Here is a 19,231-nt window from a genome sequence, read left to right on the forward strand (position 1 = left end):
ACTCAGTGGCTCTGCGCTCCGCGTTGCTGCCGCAGGGCGGCCACCCGCCGGTACAGCTCGACGGCCTCCGCGCCGCGCCCGAGCTGCTCCAGGCAGTGCGCCTCGTCATTGCGGCTGGCGAGAGCGTCGGGGTGATCGGCGCCCAGGACGCGTTCGCGGGCCTCGGCGACCTGCCGGTAGACGGTGAGGGCGTCGGACCAGCGGCCGAGCCAGCCGAGGCCGACGGCGACCTCCCGGCGGCTGACGAGGGTGTCCGGGTGGTCGGCACCAAGAACGCGCTCGCGAATCGCGCATACGTCGCGAGCCTCCGCCAGGGCCTCCTCCCAGCGGGCGAGACGGCCCAGGTTGACGCCGAGGCCGTGCCGGGCGCGCAGCGTCTCGGGATCGGCCGGTCCCTGCACCCGGGTGCGGTCGTCGACCAGCGCCCGGTAGAGCTCCAGGGCCTCCGCGCTGCGGCCGAGCCGGCCCAGGCTGATGCCGACCTCGTAACGGGCGGCGAGGGTGTCGGGATGGTCGGCGCCGAGCGCCAGCGCGCGGGCCTGGGCGACCTCTCGGTACGTCTGGAGGGCCTCCGCCCAGCGCCCGAGCTGCCCCAGCGCGTACGCGACTTCGTACCGCGTGACGAGCGTGTCCGGGTGCGTCGCGCCGAGCACCCTGGCGCGCGTCGTGGCGACCTCGTGTGCCATACGGTACGAGTCCTCCAGGCGCCCCAGCCTGCTCAGGTTGAACGCCAGGTTGTGCCGGCAGCGCAACGTGTCCGGGTGGTCGGCCCCCATCGTGCTTTCCCGGGAGGCGAGGACGGCGGCGTACACCTGGTGTGCCTCGAAGTGCCGGCCGAGCTGCCCGAGTACGTACGCCGTCTCCTGGCGCGCGGCGAGGGTCTCGGGGTGGTCGGGGCCCATGGTGCGCTCGCGGCCCTCGGCCACGCGGCCGAACTCGCGCAGGGCGTCGGCGGCGCGCCCGGTCCGGCTGAGGGTGAAGCCGACCTCGTAGTGGCTGGCGAGGGTGTCGGGGTGGTCGGGGCCCAGGGCGTGTTCGCGCTCGGCGGCGACCGCGCGGTGCACCTCGCCCGCCTCGTTCCAGCGGCCGAGGCGGCCGAGGCTGAGACCGGCGTTGTGCCTGCTGTTGAGTACGGCAAGTACCTCGGGCGGGGGTGTCGGCCGCTCCGGCCGGCGCGCGGCCGGGACGGCGGCAGCGGCCCGCAGACCGACGCCGGTGGTCCACTCCCCCGTCAGGCCGGCGGAGTGGTCGGGCGGGGTCTGCGGCAGCGTCCACGTACCACTCGCCTTGTGGCCGGTGGTCATACCGCGCGTCCAGGACGGCAGGCGGGGGGCGCGGGAGGGCGGCTGTTCGGGGCGCACGGCCGACGGGCGCGGTGCGAATGCGGCGGCCGGGCCGGACGCGCGCCCCGCGGTCAGGCGGTGCGCCAGTTCCCTGGAGTCGGCGGGCCGTTCCTCGGGGGTCTTGGCGAGCAGGTCGAGGACGATGCGGTCGAAGAACCCGGGAAGGTCCGGGCGGTGGGTTCGCGGCGGCTCGGGCTGCGTGTCGCGATGGCCTACAAGTACCGCCCAGGCGTCGTCGAGATCGAACGGCGGAACGCCGGTGGCGATCTCGTACAGCACACACCCCAGCGAGTAGAGGTCGCTGCGGTGGTCCACCTCGACGCCGCCGATCTGCTCCGGCGACATGTAGTGCGGGGTGCCCATGGCGATCCCGGTTCCGGTGAGCCGGGACGTGAAGCCGATGTCGTGGCCCAGGCGCGCGATGCCGAAGTCGCAGATCTTCACCGTGCCGTCGGCGAGCCGCATGATGTTGGCGGGTTTCAGGTCCCGGTGGATGATGCCCTGTTCATGCGTGTAGGCGAGGGCCCAGGCGACCTGTTCCGCGATGTCGACGACATCGGCGACGTCCAGCGGGTGCGCCCTGTTGTCTTCCAGGAGCTGGCTGAGGTTGCGCCCGTCCAGCAGTTCCATGACGAGATAGAGCACGCCCTCGTGCTCACCGAAGTCATGGACGACGGTGACGCCGCGGTGCTGCAGCGCGGCCGCGACGCGCGCCTCCCTGCGGAAGCGTTCGCGCAGCACTCCGGTGAAGGACGGGTCGTGCTGAGGCCCCACCGGCTTGAGGCATTTCACGGCGACCTTGCGCCCCAGCGACTCGTCGTGGGCACGCCACACCTCGCCCATGCCCCCGCGCCCGATCAGATCGAGCAGCCGGTACCGGCCTTGGATCAGCCTGGTGTCCGCCATCTCGTGCTGTCGCCCCCGTCACTCCGCTGCGCCCTCCCCGGCCCGTCCAGTATGGCCGCCTGTCTGCGGAGTTTGTACGGTGCGGGGCGCGCATAGGCGCCGAGGCGCGCCATTGCCTTCAGAATGTGACCGGGCGGCAGTTGCCACCGCACACGGGAAGGGATGCAGCGCAGGGCCGTTCCGGTTACGGCGAGCCTGCGCGTCACCGTGTCCGGCGCCGCGGCGGGGCGGCCGTACAGCTCATGGGCGTAAGGGGGCAGTGAGGCGTACGCCAGAGCGGCCACGCGCCGCCACAGGAGTGCGCGCGCCGGTACGAGCAGCGGATGCACCGGGGGTCTGCGGAGGAAATCGTCGACTTCGCGGGCTTCGGGTCCGGCGGCGAGTTCCGGCCGGACCTTCTCGAAGTAGGCGGCGAGCCCGGCCGTCGTCCCCGGGACCCGCGCCGGGTCGAGGCCGACCAGGCGGGCGCCTTCGCGCTGTTCGTCGAGGTACTGGTCCGCCTGGGCGTCGCTGAGCGGGAGGCCGGAGCGGCGCGCGACGTCCAGGTACGAGCCGACCTCGGCGCAGTGCACCCACAGCAGCAGCTCCGGCTCGCCGACGCCGTACCGCTCGCCGGTGTCCGGGTCGGTGGCCCCCAGCATGCTGTGTATCTTGCGCACCCGGGCGCCGGCCCGTTCGGCGGCTTCCGTGGTGCCGTAGGTGATCGTGCCGACGAACGAGGCGGTACGCAGCAACCGCCCCCACGCGTCCCGTCGAAAGTCGCTGTTCTGCAGAACGCCCCGTACCGCGCGCGGGTGCAGTGCCTGGAGATAGAGCGCCCGTACGCCCGCGATCCACATCATCGGGTCGCCATGCATCTGCCAGGTCACCGATTGGGGCCCGAAAAGCCCCGGGTCGGCGTCGCCCATGCCCCTACCTCCTGCCTGGCCGGTACGGCCACGCTAACGCCGACGGCCGTCATGTGGCGCCGGCCGAACGCGCCGGTCAAGGAAGTCGATCACGCGCTGGGTACTCAGAAACCGCCGGCCGTGCGCAGGCCCTCAGCGGCGTACTCGAGGCATTCCCAGGCCGATCCACGAGATGATCTCGCGCTGGATCTCGTTGTTGCCGCCGCCGAAGGTGAAGATGACGGCGCTGCGGTAGCCGCGTTCTAGTTCGCCGTGCAGGACGGCGCCCGCCGAGCCCTCTTTCAACGGGCCTGCCGCGCCGAGAACTTCCATCAGCCAGGCGTAGGCGTCGCGGCGCGCCTCGGAGCCGTAGACCTTTACCGCGGAGGCGTCCTGCGGGGTGAGGGTGGAGTTCTGGAGGGCGGAGACCATCTGCCAGTTGAGGAGCTTCATCGCGTCGAGCCTGGTGTGGGTCTTCGCGAGCCGTCCGCGGACCCAGCCGAGGTCGATGACGCGGCGCCCGTCCGCAAGCTTGGTACCGGCGGCCCAGCGCTGGACGTTGTGGAGCGCGCGGACGGCCATGGTGCCGTGGGCGGCGAGGGTGACGCGTTCGTGGTTGAGCTGGTTGGTGATGAGGCGCCAGCCCTTGTTCTCGTCGCCGACGCGACGGGAGACGGGGACGCGGATGTTCTCGTAGTAGCTGGCGGTGGTGTCGTGCGAGGCGAGCGTGTTGATGAGGGTGCAGGAGTAGCCGGGGTCGCTCGTCGGTACGAGCAGCATGGTGATGCCCTTGTGGGGCGGTGCGTCCGGGTCCGTCCGGACGGCCAGCCAGACCCAGTCGGCGGTGTCGCCGTTGGTGGTCCAGATCTTCTGCCCGTTGACGGTGTAGTGGCCGGTGGCCTCGTCGCCCTCGCGTACGGCGCGGGTCTTCAGGGCGGCGAGGTCGGTGCCCGCGTCGGGCTCGCTGTAGCCGATCGCGAAGTCGATCTCCCCGGCCAAAACCTTGGGGAGGAAGTACGCCTTCTGTTCGTCCGTACCGAAATGCATGATCGTGGGGCCCACGGTGTTGAGGGCCATCAGCGGCAGCGGCACGCCGGCCTGGGCGGCCTCGTCGAAGAAGATGAACTGCTCCATCGGTGAGAGCCCTCGCCCTCCGTACTCCTCGGGCCATCCGACACCCAGCCAGCCGTCCGCGCCGAGGCGGCGGACGGTGGCGCGGTAGAAGCGCTTCTGGGCCGCCGGCTCGGCGTACCGGGCGTACGCGTTGTCGGGCACCAGCTCGGCGAAGTACGCACGCAGGTCGGTGCGCAACCGCGTCTGCTCAGGCGTGTATTCGAGGTGCACGGCCCCTCCAGAGTGTCGCGTTCCCTACGGCGGCGCCACACTAGAACGTGTTGCAAGAATCCGGAAGGGCTTCCCGCACCCGATCGCCGCGGTCGCCGTGCCCGTGAATGCGCGCGACGGAGGCTGACGCGCTCGGCGGGCAGCGCGTGGAACGCGCTGCCCGCCGGATCGGTCCATGACCGGATACCACCAGAACGTCCCTCTGGGCGTCCTCACGGTCAGTCGGTGGACAGGGCCTCCAGGAGGTCACCGACCTGCGGTTCGGGCAGCGCCTTGGCGACGTCCGCCTGGGCGATCATGCCGACCAGCCGGTGGTCGTCGATCACCGGGAGCCTGCGCACCTTGTGCTGCGTCATCTTGCGCAGCACCTGCTCGACGTTGTCGTCGGCCTGTACGAACACCACCTCGCCCTGAGCGAGTTCGGAGGCCTTCGTCGCGTTCGGGTCCTTGCCGGCGCCGAGCGCCCGCACCACGATGTCGCGGTCGGTCAGCATGCCCTTGAGCTTCTCGTCGGTGCCGCAGATGGGCAGAGCGCCCACGCCGAGGCGCGTCATCAACCGGGCGGCGTCCGCCAGGGTTTCCTGCTCGCCCACGCACTCCGTACCTTTGGACATGATCTGGCGTGCGGTTGTCATCGTCTCTCCTGATTCGGGGTTGACGGGCCGTTCGCTGGAACCGTCCGGGTACCCGGGCGCGGGACGGGCAACCGTTCTGCGGCGGTGGCTCGTGTCGCACCAGGGATAGCGGCGGCTGCGCCGGCAGGTGCAGACGGCCACCATGAACCGGTCGGAGCGGGCGGTCGTGCCGTCCTCCAGCGTGATCTCGACCGGTCCCTCAACGAGCACCGGGCCCTGGGGGTCGACGACGACCCGTCGGGCCGGCCGGCCGTCCTGCGCTCGGGAACTCTCAGTCTCGCCAGGCACGGATGACCACCAGTTCCTCTTTCGTCTCGCCCGGGGCCACCAGGCCCTGGGCCTCCAGCCAGGCCGCGTGCCGCCGCATCACCGGTCCGTACGGCACTGTCTCCTGGGCCACGGCCGTAGCCCGCAGCCCCTGGGCGGTCAGGGCCTCCACGGTCGCGCCCGCCCCGGACAGCGCGGACTGCACCAGAAGGAGTACGCCGCCCTCCCTCAGCAGGGGCGGTGCCTGGACGCACAGCCTGTCCAGCACCGCGCGGCCGTCCGCGCCCGCCCACCAGGCCAGGTCCGCGCTCTTCGCCGGTACGCCGCCGGGTGAAGCGACGTACGGTGGATTGGAAAGGATCAGATCGAAGCTCCGCCCCGCGAACGAGGTCAGCAGGTCGCCTCGGTGGACCCGGATGGGGTGTCCTCGCAGCCTGGCGTTGAACCGGGCCGCGAGGACGGCTCTGCGCGACAGGTCGGTCGCGGTGACACTGGCGGCGCCGCATTCGGCGGCCACCAGGGCGAGAGCCCCTGTACCGGTGCCGACGTCGAGCACGTCGGCACCGGGCGTCCGCGGCTCCTCCCGGGTCACTCTTGCGAGGAGTTCGGTGTCTTCCAGTGGGGCGTAGACACCGGGTGGTCTGAGTAGGCGCATGGGACGGGGGTACCTCGAAGAGCCCTGGTCGTAACGGCACCTTCCAGAAGGAGCAGCAAATGAGGGATGTCCCCGTCCGCCCCGGTTCGTACTGGATGGAGTACGGCGACGACCCGGCGCGGCCCCGGCCGCCCGACGGTCTCGACGTGGATGTGGCGGTGATCGGCGCGGGCATCGCCGGGATCTGTACGGCCTGGGAGCTTGCCCGGGCCGGGAGGACGGTCGCACTGCTGGAGGCGAACCGGGTCGCCGCCGGAGTGAGCGGCCACACCACGGCGAAGCTTTCGGCCCTGCACGGGATCGTCTACCAGCGGCTGAACAGCACCCGCGGCGCGCAGGGCGCCGCCCTGTACGCCCGTTCGCAGCAGGACGCCATCGGCCATGTGGTGGCCGTGTGCGAGGAACTGGGGATCGACTGCGACCTGGAGCGCGCCCCCGCGTTCACGTACGCCGAAACGGCCGAGGAGGCCCATACGGTCGAGGCGGAGGCGCAGGCCGCAGGCGCCGCCGGGCTGCCCGCGTCGTACGTGAAGGAGACGGGGCTGCCGTTCCCCGTCGCGGGCGCGGTGCGCGTGGAGGACCAGGCCCTGTTCCATCCGCGCAAGTACCTGCTCGCTCTTGTCGCCGATCTGGAGCGGCGCGGCGGGCAGGTCTTCGAGGGGACCCGGATCGTCGGGCTGCGCGAGGGCGAACCGTGCCGGCTGACGACGGAGGACGGACGCACCGTCTCGGCCCGCGACGTCGTGGTCGCCACGCACTACCCGCTCTTCGACCGTTCGCTGCTCTTCGCACGGCTGAAGCCGCACCGCGAGCTGGTCGTGGCGGGGGTGATTCCGGCCGAGCGGGACCCGCTGGGGATGTACCTGACGCCCGAGGGAACGACGCGTTCGGTGCGGACCGCTCCGTACGGCGAAGGTGAGCGCCTGCTCATTGTGACGGGAGAGAAGTTCACCCCGGGAGCGGGCCGCGTGGAGGAACGGTACGAGCGGCTGGAGCAGTGGACCACGCAGCGCTTCCCGGACGTACGGCTCACGCATCGCTGGGCCGCCCAGGACAACGAGACGACGGACGGCGTCCCCTTCGTGGGCGCGCTGCATGCGCGCGCGCGTCACACCTTCGTGGCGGCGGGCTTCAACGGCTGGGGCATGGCCGGCGGCGTGATGTCGGGCAGGTTGCTCGCCGCGCGGATCACCGGACAGAAGCTGCCGTGGACGGACCTGTACGACCCGGTGCGTTTGCAGCCTCTCAAGGAGGCCCCGTCGCTGATGCGGTTCCAGGCCGCCGCGGCCGGTCATTTCGTGGGCGACAGGCTGCCGTTCGTGACAGGAGGCGGGCCCGCCTCCAAGATCCCGCCCGGCGGGGGCGCGGTGGTGCGCAGTGGAGCACGTCATGTGGCGGTGCACCGCGACGAAGCGGGTGAGCTGCACGCGCTGTCGGCCCGGTGTACGCACCTGGGGTGCCTGGTCCGGTTCAACGACGCGGAACGCACCTGGGAGTGCCCGTGCCACGGGTCGCGATTCGGGACCGGGGGCGAGGTGCTCCAGGGACCGGCCGTGCACCCGCTCGAACGGGTGCACGGCTTCGAGGAGGAGGACGACGACGAATGACGGCCGCACCTGAGCTGCCCTCCGCTCGCGGGCCCCTCTCGGGCGCCGTGCGGGACATACTGGTCGGGTCTCCCCCGTCCCGGCCACCGCTCGACGAAGCCGCTTCCGCGGATCCGTTCGGGGACGATCTCCAGTTGGCTCTTTACATGGCGTACGAGCCGCACTACCGGGGCTTCCAGGGTGTCTCCGACGCACGGGAGTGGGACCTGGAACTGCTGCGGCTGCGCGGCGCCTTGGAGGACGCGTTCCTGGGTGCGCTGCGCGTCGAGGCACCCGGCGGCGACGACGTGACGGCCGAGCTGGACGCGCTGCTCGCCGAGCCGGTCGAAGGGCAGGGTGTTTCCCACGAGCTGATGCACGACGGCACCTGGGAGCGCATGCGTGAGTACCTCGCCCACCGCTCGCTCTACCAGCTGAAGGAGGCCGACCCGCAGGCATGGGTGATCCCACGGCTGGAGGGGCAGGCCAAGGCGTCGCTGGTGGCGGTCGAGTTCGACGAGTTCGGCGGCGGGCGCGGTGAGAACGTGCACGCCAGGCTGTTCGCCGGCCTGATGGAGGGCGCGGGAATGGACGCGCGCTACGGCCTGTACCTCGATTTCGCGCCGGCCGTCACCCTCGCCCCCGTCAACGCGATGTCGCTCTTCGGGCTGCACCGCGCGCTGCGCGGCGCCATGGTCGGGAACTTCGCCACGCTGGAGATCACCTCTCCGCCGGGCGCGCGCCGGATGGCGAAGGCTCTGGAGCGGCTGGGCGCGGGCGAGGAGTGCACGCGTTTCTTCACCGAGCACATCGAGGCGGACGCCGTGCACGAGCAGGTGATGCGGCGCGACGTGATCGGGGACCTGCTCGCCAGGGAGCCGGAGCTGGCCGGGGACGTCGCGTTCGGCATCAGGGCGAGCGTGCTGCTGGAGACGCGCTGGGAGGAGCACGTACTGGGCGCCTGGCGGGAGGGCCGCAGTTCGCTGCGGCCCGCAGCGCCCGGCATCAGCCGCCCGGCATCGCCCCGGTGAGCTCCAGCGCGCGGGTCAGGCCCCTGGGGCGGCGCACGCCCTCCGCGGGGCGCGTACGGCTCCACCAGGACGCGGTCGGCCGTGGGCCGCGTCCTGGACCCGAGGGACGACGCCGGGCGGCCCCGTCCTGCGTACGGCCTCGGACAGGGCGCCGACGTACCCTCCCGCCCGCCTCGTCGCCGATGGTGGCCCAGGTGCGCCGATGGCGCGCAGGGCGGGCGTCATCACGTCCTGCGCCCCGCACAGGACGGCCTGTGCGGGGCGCAGTGCGTGCGTACGGGTGTGATGTCGCGGCACTAAGGAAGCTGCGTGTCGATCGCCGCTCGGCCCTCCTTCTCCAGCCGGCGCCGCGCCCACTCCAGCGTCGCCGGAGTCACGTCACGCCCCGAGGAGAGCACCAGGTCCTCGGGCGTCACGTCGTCGGTGGCACCGGTGTGCAGCAGGCTGTCGGGTGTCACCTCCGACTGCTTCGGCCTCGAAACGGATTCCTCGCTCATACCGCCTCCTTGTTTCGTCGATCAGTCGGCATTCTGGTTCTCGCGTACCCGCACCGCATCCGGTGAACATCTCCTGACCCTGTGGCCTTCTTCTGTTCCGGATGCGAGGGGCGGCTGCCTGCGGGAGCGTGGGCAATGAGGGGCAGCCCAATCGGGCCGGACGAGGCACGGAGTGGGACACATGAGCGAAGACAACACGGTTCCTCCTGAGGACGACGGCGTGCTCGACGCACAGGACACGCTCGAGAGCGACGATCTGGAGTACGACCCGCTCGACGCGGGCATCGCGCCCCCCGAGCACTGGTCCCCCGCGGAGTTCTTCGGCAACACGGCGGAGGAGGCTCATCGGGGCGAGTCGCTCGACCAGCTGCTCTCCGAGGAGGAGCCGGACATCGATCCGGACGCCCCCGACGAGGACGAAGAGGACGACGAACTCAAGGGTCTCGACGAAGAGCTCGAAGGCCTCGACGAGGAACTGGAAGACTTGTAGCCGACGGCTACGCGGGCGACTGGCCCCCAGCGGCCGGACCGCCCTCGCTGCCCTGTCCGTCCTGCCCGCCCTGCCCTTCCTGCCCGTACCGCCGCTCGAACTGCGCGATCCGCCCCTCCGTGTCCACTGTCCGGGCCTTGCCGGTGTAGAACGGGTGGCTCTCCGAGGAGATCTCGACATCGACGACGGGATACGTGTTGCCGTCGTCCCACTCGATGGTTTTCTCGCTGGTGGCGGTCGACCGGGTGAGGAACGCGTACCCCGCGGACCGGTCCCTGAAGACCACCTGTTGGTAGGAGATGCTGGCGTCCGGCTTCACATCTGGCTCCTTGCCTCGTTGCACGGCGAGTACGGGAAGTACGCGCGTACGGGTCGGGCCTTCTCAGGCTAAGCCGGACCGCGCCCGTCGGCATCCGTCGCCGCCGCGCCCGCTCCCCCGCGCACTGCCGCGCCCCTGAACGTGGAGCGGTAGGCGCTCGGCGAGACCCCCAGCGCCGCGTGCAGATGCTGGCGCAGCGAGACCGCCGTACCGAAGCCGACCGCCGCCGCCACCCGGGACCGGCAGGTCCGTCTCCTCCAGCAGCTGCCGTGCGCGGTCGATGCGCTGCCCGGTGAGCCACTGGACCGGCGTCTGCCCGCCCTCCTCGCAGAACCGGCGCGAGAACGTGCGCGTACTCATTGCGGCGCGGTCGGCGAGCTCGCGCAGGCTGATGGGGCGGTCCAGGTGCTCGAGGGCCCACGTGCGGGCGGGCTGCGTGGACGACTGGCGCGGGGCCGTGACGGGACGCGGGATGTACTGCGCCTGGCCGCCGTCGCGGTGCGGCGGGACGACCGTGCCGCGGGCCACCTCGTTGGCCACCCGTGAGCCGTGGTCGCTGCGGATCATGTGCAGGCACAGGTCGATGCCGGAGGCCACGCCCGCCGCCGTGAGGACGCCGTCCTCGTCGGTGTAGAGCACGTCCGGGTCGACACGTACATCCGGGTGGAGCCGCTGGAGATCGGCGGCTGAGCGCCAGTGCGTCGTGGCGCGCTTCCCGTCGAGCAGCCCGGCCGCCGCCAGGACGAAGGAGCCGGTGCAGATGGAGGCGATGCGCGTGCCGGGGCGGATCCGGTCCAGGGCCTTCGCCAGGCCGGGCGGCAGGTGGGGCGCGGCGCGGGGCGTGTAGTCCTCGTCGGAGGCCGGGACGATCACGGTGTCGGCCTCGGTGAGGATGTCCGTACCGTGCGCGACGTGGACGGTGAAATCGGCGTCCGTGCGGATGTCACCGGGCTCGGGTGTGCAGGTGAGGACCTCGTAGAGGGGTTCGCCGCCGGACGAGACGGCTTGTCCGAACAGCCGGTGGACGATGCCCAGTTCCATGGTGAGCAGCCCGTCACGCACCAGGACGGCGACCCGGTGCAGGTCCCCTGAGGTGCGGAAGCTGCGGATTGCTGTCTCGGCCGGCATGGCGAGATTCTTTCACACCACGGCCTTCTCGCCACTGGTACGGGTGCACGTCCCGGGCGCAGGGTCGGACGCATGGTTCAGATTCGGCTCACGGAGAGTCCACACGAGCGGCCGCCGCGACGGGCAGGCGTGCACCGGGCCTGGCTGGTCGCGTCGGTCGCCGCCCTGGCGATCGTCGCGGCCGGGGCCTTCACCACCATGGCGGGGCTGCTGACCGGCCCGCTCCACCGGGAGTTCGGCTGGTCGCGCTCCACGATCGGGCTCGGCGCGTCGGTGAACATGATCCTGTACGGCCTCACCGCGCCGTTCGCGGCCGCGCTGATGGACCGCTTCGGGATGCGCCGGGTCGTCGGCGGCGCGCTGGCTGCCGTCGCGACCGGAGCGCTGTTCACCACGGTGATGACGGAACCCTGGCAGTTCGTACTCGCCTGGGGCGCCCTCGTCGGTGCGGGCTGCGGGTCGATGGCCATGGCGTTCGCCGCGACCGTCACCGATCGCTGGTTCGTACGCCACCGCGGACTGGTCACGGGTGCGCTCACCGCGGCCGGCGTGTTCGGGCAGTTCGCGTTCCTGCCGCTGCTGTCCTGGATCACCGAGCGGTACATGTGGCGCGCCGGGACCGTGACGCTCGTCGTGGCGACGCTGATCACCCTGCCGCTCGTACTCCTGCTGCTGCGCGATCGTCCGATGGATGTCGGACTACGGCCGTACGGGGCTCCACAGGACGCGGAGAGAGCGGAGGAAGCGGAGAACGCTTCCCGGGAACGGCACGCGCGCGTTCCCGGGGCGGCCCTGCGGACCGTTCACGTGCTCGCACGGTCGGCGCGCACCGGTCCCTTCTGGCTGCTCGCCGCGACGTTCGCGATCTGCGGCGCGTCGACGAACGGTGTCATGTGGACGCACTTCACCCCGGCCGCGCACGACCACGGCATGCCCGCCACCGTCGCCTCGTCACTGCTCGCGACGATCGGCGTCTTCAACGTCGCGGGAACGGTCGCTTCGGGCTGGCTGACCGACCGACTCGACCCCCGGCGCCTGCTCGCCGCCTACTTCGCACTGCGCGGTCTCACTCTGCTCACCCTGCCGCTGCTGTTGACGGCCCACGTCGACACACCCCTGGTGGCCTTCGTCGTACTCTTCGGGCTGCTCGACGTCGCCACGGTGCCGCCGACGCTCGCGCTGTGCCGGGAGTTGTACGGCAAGGACAGCGCCATCGTCTTCGGCTGGGTCGGAGCGGCGCACCAACTGGGCGCCGGGCTCGCCGCGTTCGCGGGCGGCGCGGCCCGGGACGCGTTCGGTTCGTACGACCCGCTGTGGGTGGGCGTCGGCGCGCTGTGCGGGGCCGGTGCGCTGCTGGCGCTGATGGTCGTACGGCCGCGAGCGGCGGCCTGAGGCGCGTGGAAGAGCGGAGGACCCGGCCACTTACCCCGCCCCCCGGACTCGCAAGCCACACCGGCCGGAATTCAGGCAAAAGCATTACTACGTTAGGAAACTGACCGTAATCGGCCTGTACGGTGCCCCGCATGGACGGGGTTCGGGGCGCATGCTCCTTCGGGGAAGAACTGCGGCGCCTGCGGAGTGAGCGCGGCGTCTCGCTCACGGCACTGGCCCGGTCGGTCCATTACAGCAAGGGCTACCTCAGCAAGATCGAGAACGGCGGCAAACCACCGACGCCCGACGTGGCCAGGCGCTGCGACGAGGCACTGGGCGCGGGCGGCGCGCTCGTACGACTGGTGGCCGACGTACCGCCCGCGCGCCGGCCGACGACGACGCAGACGACGCAGACGACGCCCCAACTCCCCGCCCCGGCCGACGCGGTGTGCCCGTACCGGGGCCTCGCGGCCTTCGGGCCCGAGCACGCCCAGTGGTTCTTCGGCCGGGAGCGGGCCACGGCCGAGCTGGTCGGCCGGCTCGCCGAACGCGCCGGCGGCGGGCCGCTCGCGGTGGTGGCCTCCTCCGGAGCGGGGAAGTCCTCACTGCTGCGGGCCGGTCTGGTCCCCGCGCTGCGGCGCGGCGCCCTGCCGGTGGAGGGGTCGAGCGGCTGGCCGGTGGTGATGTGCACGCCCACCGCGCATCCGCTGAAGGAGCTGGTGCGATGCGTGACCGAGGCGCTGGGGGCGGAGCTCGGGGTGAGCCCGGAGTCGCTGCCGGTGCGGCCGCGGGCATTCGCCGACGCCGTACGGCCGCTGCTCGCGGCGGGGCGGGGGCGGCTGGTGCTGCTGGTCGACCAGTTCGAGGAGACGTTCACGCTGTGCGCGCAAGAGGCGGAGCGGCGCGCGTTCGTCGCGGTGCTGTCCGCGCTCGCCACCCCCACCGAAGGGGACGTCGAACAACCGCCCGCTGTCGTGGTGCTGGGGGTACGGGCCGACTTCAGCGGCCGGTGCCTCGACCACCCTGAGCTGGCGGCCGTCTTCTCGCACGGTCTGTTCGCGCTCGGTCCGATGACCGGCGCCGAACTGCGCGCGTCCATCACGCTTCCCGCCCAGCGCGCGGGGCTGGCCATGGAGCCCGGTCTCGTCGGCCTGCTGCTGCGTGACGTGGGAGCCAAAGGCACTGGGCAGGGCAGCCAGGACGACCTCACACCGGCCTCGCCCGGCGCACTGCCCCTGCTCGCCCACGCGTTGCTGGTCACCTGGCAGCAACGCACCGACCGCACGCTGACCGTCGCGGGCTACGAGACGACCGGCGGCATCCACGGCGCGATCGCACGGACGGCCGAAGCGGTGTTCACCCGGCTCCGCCCCGGCGAGCAGGAGATGGCGCGACGGGTGCTGGTGCGACTGGTCCAGGTCGGCGCCGGGGACAGCGGAGGCAACGAGGGCGGGGACAGCGACACGGCGACGCGGCGCCGGGCGAGCCGCGAGCTGCTGCTGGAGCAACTGCCCGACCGCCGCGCGGTGGAGACGGCCCTCGACGCGTTCGTACGGGCCCGGCTCGTCACCGTGGACAGCGACGCGGTGGAGATCACCCACGAGGCGCTGCTGCGTGCCTGGCCCCGGCTGCGCGGCTGGATCGGCACCAACCGGGCCGGGCTGCTCATCCACCAGCAGCTCGCCGAGGCCGCCGCGCAGTGGGTGCGTGACGACCGCGATCCCGGGCTCCTGTACCGGGGGACGCGGCTCGCCGCCGTGCACGAATGGGCTCAGCAGACCGACGGGCGGGCCGAACTCGGTCCGTACGAAACCGAGTTCCTGGACGCGAGCAGTGCGCAGGAGGTGGCCGGAAAGCAGGCACAGCGGCGGCAGGTCCGCACTCACCGCAGACTGCTGGTGCTGCTGGGAGCGCTGCTCGTACTGGCGCTCCTCGCGGGCGGAACGGCGTTCCACCAGCGGTCCCGCGCCGTCGACGAGCGCCGGGTCGCCCAGTCGCAGGCGATGGCGGTCCAGTCCGGCGCGCTGGCGTCGGGGCAGCCCGAGGCGTCGATGCGCCTGGCGGCCGAGGCGTACCGCACGGCGCCGACCACCGAGGCGCGCGGCGCGCTGCTCAGTACACAGGCGCAGTCCTTCGCGGGTCGTCTCACCGGGCACACGGGGCCGGTCAACAGCGTGGCGTTCAGCCCCGACGACAAGTTGCTGGCATCGGCCAGTTCGGACGGCACCGTGCGGCTGTGGGGAGGGGCGGGCCACCGCCGCCCCGTGGACACGCTCACGGGCCACGGCGGTCCGGTGATCTCCGTGGCGTTCAGCCCGGACGGGAGGCTCGTCGCGTCGGCGGGCTACGACGGGACGGTACGGCTGTGGAGTGTGCCGGACCGTCAGCAGGCCGGGACGCTGCTCGGCCACGGCGGCGCCGTACGGTCGGTCGCCTTCGGCCCGGGCGGGCGGAGCCTCGTATCGGGCGGTGCCGACGGGACGGTGCGCGTCTGGGACGTGGTGCGCAGGCAGGTCCGGGCGACGTTACGGGGCCACGGCGACGGCGTGTACGGGGTCGCTTTCAGCGCCGACGGGCGCAGCGTCGCTTCCGGCTCGTCGGACCGCACGGTGAGAATCTGGGACGTGGCCGCGCGCACGTCGCGGGCGACGCTGCGAGGGCACAGCGACGGCGTTCTGGGGGTCGCCTTCAGCCCGGACGGGGGCAGCGTGGCCTCGGGAAGTGCGGATCGTACGGTCAAGATCTGGGACGTGCGCCGCCACCGGATCCGGGCCACGCTCACCGGCCACAGCGACGATGTCAACGCGGTGGCGTACGGCGCGGACGGAGCGACCGTCGTGAGCGCCGGCGGGGACGGTGTGGCGAAGGTGTGGGACACGGCGAGCCACCGGGTGACCGCCACGCCGGCCGGGCACACCGACTACGTGCTCGGCGCCGCCGTCAGCAGCGGCAACGTGGTGGCGACGGCGGGCTTCGACCAGTCGGTGGTGCTGTGGGACCTGGACCGGGAAGCGCTGACCGCGCGGCCGTTCGCCGAGGCCTGGCAGTCGGCGGTCACGCCGGACGGGCGGCTGCTGGCGTCGGCGAGCGTGGATCGTACGGTCAAGCTGTGGGACGTACGCCGCCACAGGCTCCTCACCACCCTCACCGGACACACCGGCTCCGTCTTCGGCGTCGCCTTCTCCCCCGACGGACGCCTCCTCGCCTCCGCCGGCGCCGACCGTACGGTCAGACTCTGGGACGTACGCCGCCACAGACTCCTCACCACCCTCACCGGACACACCGGCTCCGTCTTCGGCGTCGCCTTCTCCCCCGACGGACGCCTCCTCGCCTCCGCCGGCGCCGACCGTACGGTCAAGCTCTGGGACGTACGCCGCCACAGACTGCTCACCACCCTCACGGGCCATCAGGATTTCGCGAACGCCGTCGCGTTCAGCCCGGACGGCTCGACGCTCGCGGCGGGCGGTGACGACCTGACGGTGCGGCTGTGGGGCGTGGCGGACCGCAGGGTGCGCGCGGTGCTGCGCGGACACACGGGTTCGGTGCGCGGTGTGGCGTACAGCCCGGACGGGCGGACGCTGGCGAGCAGCGGAAACGACGGGACGGTGCGTCTGTGGAACGCGGCGGACCAGCGCGTCACCGCCACGCTTACGGGCCACAGCGGCGCGGTGCGGGCGGTCGCCTTCGATTCGAGCGCCGGTACGGACGGCGCGACGCTGGCGAGCAGCGGCAGTGACGGCACGGTGCGCCTCTGGGACACCACGCGCCACCGGCTCACCGCCACTCTCACCGGCCACAGCGGCGCGGTCTGGGGCGTCGTGTTCGACCCGCGGACGCACGCCCTGGTCAGCAGCAGCAATGACGGCACGGTACGGCTGTGGAACACCGACGTGAGGGTTGTTTCCCAGGGCGTTTCCCGTTTCCTGTCGCATCAGGAGACAGCCGGCTCCTCGACAGCCGCCGGCTTCACGGCCCAGGCTCGAAGGGCCGGACCGAACGGACTGAACGGACCGAACGGATCTAAGCCGACGAACCGGAAGCCTGACGGAAGATGAACGGGGATCAGAAAATGCGCAGTCGATGGAGAGCGGCAGCCGCGGCAACAGCCGTCGCGCTTTCGCTCATCGCCTGGCCGGCGGAGGCGGGGCAGCCGCCCCGGGCGGCGGTTCCGAGGACGACGGCCGCCACCGAAGGATGCGACGTCCTCGCACCCGGAGCCTCCGTGGCGGCCGAGAAGGCGGTACGGGCAGCCTGTTCGCAGATCGGCGTCTGGTACTCGTGGGGCGGCGGCCACGGCCCGGCTCCCGGGCCCACGTACGGGGTGGTGGACCCCACCGACCCGGCCAGCGAACACGACCCGCAGCGGCGCGGCTTCGACTGCTCGGGTCTGGTCAGGTACGCCTACGCCGAAGCCACCGGCCAGGACATCCTGAACGGCACGGCCCACAGCCAGTACAACACCCCGCACGCCACGGCCCGCTTCGCCGCCGGGGACGGGACCGGGCCGCTGGCCCCGGGCGATCTGCTGGTGTACGGGAACGCCCGCAAGGTGCATCACATCGCGATCTATCTCGGCGCCGGGAAGATGGTCGAGGCGAAGCAGTCCGGCACTCGGATCATGGTCAGCGATGTGCGCCTGGGCGGCGACTACTTCGGGGCTGTACGCGTCAACGGCTCCCCGGGCCAGGGCACGTTCAGCACCTGGGGCACGGATGTGTGGACGCATACGGAGGCGTCCACGACGAGCGCGCGGGTGCACAGGTTCGCGGGGCCGACGTCCGTGCGCGTCGAGTGCCAGAAGCATGCCCAGCCGGTCACCGCCGAGGGCATCACCAACGACGCCTGGTCCTATCTGCCGGACCACAGGGCGTGGATCACCAACATCTACATCAAGGGCCCGGCCTGGCTCGACGGCGTGCCCACCTGCCCGTAACCCACCTGACCCACCTTCCCTTAAGCAGCACGACACCTCAAGGAGAGAACATGTACAAGCACCTGAGCCTGAGCCTCACCAGGAAGCTCGCGATCACCCTCGCCGCGACCGCGCTGACCGCCGGCATGGCCGGCGTCACGGCTCCCGCCACCGCCGCGCCGGCCGGCCCCGCCGCCGAATGCGGGGTCCGTTCGGACGGCAAGCTGTACTGCGGCAACCGGGCCGGTGCCAAGGGCTACGAGCACCGGTCGTACCACTCGGCGGTGCGCGGCCGGATGAACACGACGTTCAGCTGGTTCCAGTGCTGGGGCCGTGGCGACAGCCACCCGGGCGGCAACAACATCTGGTACTGGACCAAGCTGGACAACGGCCAGTGGGGCAACATGGCGGCCGTGGACGTCCACACATCGGTGGACCCGGCACCGGGCCTGCGCGAGTGCTGAGCGCACTTCCGTACTGAAGAGCGGGCCGCCCCTGTGGACTTGGGGCGGCCCGCTCGCGGCGCGTCGCGCTCCCCTACGCCGCGATGGCCACGGCCGCCCTGCTGAGCGCCGGTTCGGCCGGTGCCGGGTGCTCGGCGAAGACGACGAGACGCAGAACCGCGAAGCGGCCGATGCCCGCGAGGGCGGAAGCCGCGAGGTAGACCGCCTGCTCGGTCAGCGCCGAGGGAGCGGACTGGACGGCGTACAGGCCGAGCAGCGCGCCGGTCGTGAACGCGTAGCTCACCAGGACCGTGAGGCCGGACCGCAGGTGGGCCCCCCAGCCACCGCGCCCGCTGCGGAAGGACACCCTGCCGTGCAGCTCGGTCGCGATCAGGGTGGACACGACCGTGACCAGGGCGTTGGCGACGGCCATGGGCATCAGGTCGGTGAGCAGCAGGAGAACGCCGCTGGAGGCCAGCCCGACGCCGCCGCCGCAGACGACGAAGCGTACGAAGGACGCGATCATCGGGCGGAGCGAACGCTGGTGCGTGCGGGTGGTCACGGGGAGCCTCCGGGGAGCGGTTGAACCGTTGCTGCGATTCCACTCCACTACGTGTGGATCACGCATCATCCGAACGGCAGAGCTGGCCCCCCGACTCTCTTAGGGGTCGACCCCACCTTCGGCCCTGGGGAAACCCCCGGCCCGGGGTGTGCCGCGTCCCCCGTACGACGGTCTGCGGTGCCGGTCTGCGCGCACACCGGCAGCCGGGTCGGTGCACGGAATCCGTGGCTCTCTGCGCCAGGGTTGACCGAGCGAACAACCCACGAGCGCACTGTTCCTCAACTGCACCCTCAAGCGCTCACCGGAGGTCAGCAACACGGAGGGGCTGATCGACAGGAGTCGCGGCGTGATGGAGAACAACGGGGTCACGACCGAGGTGATCCGCGCCGTCGACCACGACATCGCCACCGGTGTGTGGCCGGACATGACGGAGCACGGCTGGGAGTCCGACGCCTGGCCGCGGTTGTACGAGCGTGTCATGGCGGCCGACATCCTCGTGCTGTGCGGGCCGATCTGGCTGGGTGACAACAGCTCCGTGATGAAGCAGGTGATCGAGCGGCTGTACGCGTGCTCCAGCACCTCGGCTACACCGTCCCGCCGCAGGCCGACGCCGGCTGGATCGGCGAGGCCGGGCCCGGCCCGTCCTACCTGGACCCCGGCTCGGGCGGTCCCGAGAACGACTTCACCAACCGCAACACGGCCTTCATGAGCTGGAACCTGATGCACCTCGCGGCCATGCTCAAGCAGGCGGGCGGCATCCCCGCCCACGGCAATCAGCGCTCGGCGTGGGACGCGGGCTGCCGGTCGGACTTTCCCAACCCCGAGCACCGTTGAGTACGACGTCACAGGAGAAGC

15 protein-coding genes and 3 pseudogenes are annotated in these 19,231 nt (G+C 71.8%); 8 read left to right on the top strand and 10 right to left on the bottom strand.

The window, feature by feature from the left end:
* Nucleotides 1-2: 2 nt before the first annotated feature.
* From AC1P0E_RS01395 to AC1P0E_RS01420, 6 genes and pseudogenes are all read right to left on the bottom strand, one after another.
* Entirely contained in the window at nucleotides 3-2,249 is a 2,247-nt protein-coding gene (locus tag AC1P0E_RS01395) for a tetratricopeptide repeat protein (protein WP_482740300.1), read from the bottom strand.
* Nucleotides 2,231-3,157, bottom strand: a complete 927-nt coding sequence (locus AC1P0E_RS01400) for an oxygenase MpaB family protein (protein WP_482740301.1) — start codon at nucleotides 3,155-3,157, stop codon at nucleotides 2,231-2,233. Before AC1P0E_RS01400 ends, AC1P0E_RS01395 begins: the two co-directional genes overlap by 19 nt.
* A 132-nt stretch (nucleotides 3,158-3,289) precedes the next feature.
* The gene (locus AC1P0E_RS01405; RefSeq protein ID WP_482740302.1) at nucleotides 3,290-4,480 is read right to left on the bottom strand and encodes an acyl-CoA dehydrogenase family protein; all 1,191 of its coding nucleotides are present in this window, start codon (nucleotides 4,478-4,480) and stop codon (nucleotides 3,290-3,292) included.
* A gap of 218 nt (nucleotides 4,481-4,698) precedes the next feature.
* A complete protein-coding gene (locus AC1P0E_RS01410) occupies nucleotides 4,699-5,115 on the bottom strand; it encodes a CBS domain-containing protein (protein ID WP_482745613.1) in 417 nt (138 codons plus the stop codon).
* 93 nt (nucleotides 5,116-5,208) lie between these two features.
* A pseudogene (locus AC1P0E_RS01415) lies at nucleotides 5,209-5,403 on the bottom strand (CDGSH iron-sulfur domain-containing protein); the annotation flags it as partial.
* Nucleotides 5,387-6,037: a HemK2/MTQ2 family protein methyltransferase gene (locus tag AC1P0E_RS01420; RefSeq protein WP_482740303.1), complete on the bottom strand. Its 651-nt coding sequence runs from the start codon at nucleotides 6,035-6,037 to the stop codon at nucleotides 5,387-5,389. The pseudogene AC1P0E_RS01415 and the gene AC1P0E_RS01420, both read right to left, overlap by 17 nt.
* Nucleotides 6,038-6,096: 59 nt before the next feature.
* Here AC1P0E_RS01420 and AC1P0E_RS01425 point away from each other — a divergent pair, with 59 nt between their 5' ends.
* Nucleotides 6,097-7,644, top strand: coding sequence for an FAD-dependent oxidoreductase (locus AC1P0E_RS01425; RefSeq protein WP_482740304.1), 1,548 nt, complete (start codon nucleotides 6,097-6,099; stop codon nucleotides 7,642-7,644).
* Nucleotides 7,641-8,654 (top strand): iron-containing redox enzyme family protein, encoded by a 1,014-nt coding sequence (locus AC1P0E_RS01430; RefSeq protein WP_482740305.1) that lies wholly within the window; start codon nucleotides 7,641-7,643, stop codon nucleotides 8,652-8,654. Before AC1P0E_RS01425 ends, AC1P0E_RS01430 begins: the two co-directional genes overlap by 4 nt.
* 296 nt (nucleotides 8,655-8,950) lie before the next feature.
* Here the strand turns inward: AC1P0E_RS01430 and AC1P0E_RS01435 are convergent, their stop codons facing one another.
* Complete coding sequence (locus AC1P0E_RS01435; protein ID WP_482740306.1) at nucleotides 8,951-9,151, bottom strand: hypothetical protein; 201 nt, start codon at nucleotides 9,149-9,151, stop codon at nucleotides 8,951-8,953.
* A gap of 181 nt (nucleotides 9,152-9,332) precedes the next feature.
* On the opposite strand from AC1P0E_RS01435, the gene AC1P0E_RS01440 reads away from it, so the two are divergent.
* Nucleotides 9,333-9,641, top strand: coding sequence for a hypothetical protein (locus AC1P0E_RS01440; RefSeq protein WP_482740307.1), 309 nt, complete (start codon nucleotides 9,333-9,335; stop codon nucleotides 9,639-9,641).
* A 7-nt stretch (nucleotides 9,642-9,648) separates the two neighbouring features.
* Here AC1P0E_RS01440 and AC1P0E_RS01445 read toward each other — a convergent pair whose 3' ends face one another.
* Together AC1P0E_RS01445 and AC1P0E_RS01450 are read right to left on the bottom strand one after the other, a co-directional pair.
* Complete coding sequence (locus AC1P0E_RS01445) at nucleotides 9,649-9,984, bottom strand: type B 50S ribosomal protein L31 (protein ID WP_482740308.1); 336 nt, start codon at nucleotides 9,982-9,984, stop codon at nucleotides 9,649-9,651.
* Between the two features lie 44 nt (nucleotides 9,985-10,028).
* A pseudogene (locus AC1P0E_RS01450) lies at nucleotides 10,029-11,088 on the bottom strand (GlxA family transcriptional regulator).
* 72 nt (nucleotides 11,089-11,160) lie between these two features.
* Here AC1P0E_RS01450 and AC1P0E_RS01455 point away from each other — a divergent pair.
* The 4 genes from AC1P0E_RS01455 (at nucleotide 11,161) to AC1P0E_RS01470 (ending at nucleotide 17,835) form a co-directional block, all read left to right on the top strand.
* A complete protein-coding gene (locus AC1P0E_RS01455; protein WP_482740309.1) occupies nucleotides 11,161-12,480 on the top strand; it encodes an MFS transporter in 1,320 nt (439 codons plus the stop codon).
* A 131-nt stretch (nucleotides 12,481-12,611) separates the two neighbouring features.
* Nucleotides 12,612-16,514 (top strand): nSTAND1 domain-containing NTPase, encoded by a 3,903-nt coding sequence (locus tag AC1P0E_RS01460; RefSeq protein WP_482740310.1) that lies wholly within the window; start codon nucleotides 12,612-12,614, stop codon nucleotides 16,512-16,514.
* 14 nt (nucleotides 16,515-16,528) lie between these two features.
* Nucleotides 16,529-17,392, top strand: coding sequence for a C40 family peptidase (locus AC1P0E_RS01465; protein ID WP_482740311.1), 864 nt, complete (start codon nucleotides 16,529-16,531; stop codon nucleotides 17,390-17,392).
* Between the two features lie 50 nt (nucleotides 17,393-17,442).
* Nucleotides 17,443-17,835, top strand: coding sequence for a hypothetical protein (locus tag AC1P0E_RS01470; protein ID WP_482740312.1), 393 nt, complete (start codon nucleotides 17,443-17,445; stop codon nucleotides 17,833-17,835).
* A 73-nt stretch (nucleotides 17,836-17,908) separates the two neighbouring features.
* Here the strand turns inward: AC1P0E_RS01470 and AC1P0E_RS01475 are convergent, their stop codons facing one another.
* A complete protein-coding gene (locus AC1P0E_RS01475) occupies nucleotides 17,909-18,340 on the bottom strand; it encodes a GtrA domain-containing protein (RefSeq protein WP_482745614.1) in 432 nt (143 codons plus the stop codon).
* A gap of 307 nt (nucleotides 18,341-18,647) precedes the next feature.
* Between AC1P0E_RS01475 and AC1P0E_RS01480 the strand changes: the two are divergent.
* Nucleotides 18,648-19,210, top strand: a pseudogene (locus AC1P0E_RS01480) (flavodoxin family protein).
* Nucleotides 19,211-19,231: the final 21 nt, after the last annotated feature.

This window comes from Streptomyces sp. TRD_SC_5 (genome assembly GCF_056836825.1).